We start from the raw sequence: 893 nt of genomic DNA, 5'->3' as shown, positions 1-893 counted from the left end.
TGGTGATGAGCCAGTTGAATGACGGTCATAACACTCATAAACAGTCATAAATGGTCATAACAGACGCACACCAAGCTTTTGATGAGCTTGGCGTGTTTTTACTGCTGTTTTTTATGGTATGTTTTAATGAGCATGATGATGGTGATGTGCTGGCTTTAAGTGATTGTTTGCGGTTTTATCTTTGGATACCAAGGTTACCACCACCATTGTCGTTGCTAAAAAGGTGCCTTCAATGTCATGCTTGCCATCAAAATAAGCACATCACCTGAAGACAGCGTATGTGCTTCTTGACCATTTAATAACCTGTGCCAAACCATTGGTAACAGTCAAGGTAACAATGTCGTTTGGGTGATTATGACACTTCATCGGGGTGTCTTTGCTAAAAGTTTTACGCACCGTTTGAATACCCAATTCATTTTGATAAATGACGCCTTCACCCTTTGGTAATATGCCCATTGGCTCTGCATGGGCAGGGGTGTGCAACCACGATAGTGATAAAACGAGTATTGATAAAATGGCTGTGCCAAGCCGTGTGTTGTTCATTGTTTTGTTGGTGTTTTTTATGGGTCATACCCTTTCTAGATCTAAAATCACTTTATTACATTAACTATTTATCATAACTTATTAAATATAACACAACTCATGGTAATAAAAAACTGATTTTATTTTTTAAAGTATTATTTGAGATAACAGAGCCTAAATTATAATAAAAATAAACACAAAGAATACCCATGTCAGATTTATGTAAATGCACCATCACGATTGGCCAAAAACAGATAACAAAATAGTGGATTTAATTAAGTGCTATAAGGTCAGTCTATCTATTGGTTGTTATTTAGGTTACTATATATATTCTGATCACCAACCCCCAAACAAAACCCCCCTTTGCTTCT

1 protein-coding gene is annotated in these 893 nt (G+C 36.5%); it reads right to left on the bottom strand.

Annotated features, from left to right (window positions below; genetic code table 11):
• Positions 1-261 precede the first annotated feature (261 nt).
• Positions 262-543 (bottom strand): hypothetical protein, encoded by a 282-nt coding sequence (locus HMPREF2573_RS00500; RefSeq protein WP_226889952.1) that lies wholly within the window; start codon positions 541-543, stop codon positions 262-264.
• Between the last annotated feature and the right edge of the window lie 350 nt (positions 544-893).

Source organism: Moraxella sp. HMSC061H09, assembly GCF_001809255.1.
GTDB lineage: Bacteria > Pseudomonadota > Gammaproteobacteria > Pseudomonadales > Moraxellaceae > Moraxella > Moraxella catarrhalis.
Note: the sequence above shows the minus strand (reverse complement) of the source record. Positions and strands in the feature narration are given on the sequence as shown.

Coding starts and splice junctions, on each gene's coding strand:
- HMPREF2573_RS00500 (WP_226889952.1), bottom strand. CDS start 543: ATGAACAACACACGGCTTGGCACAGCCATTTTATCAATACTCGTTTTA.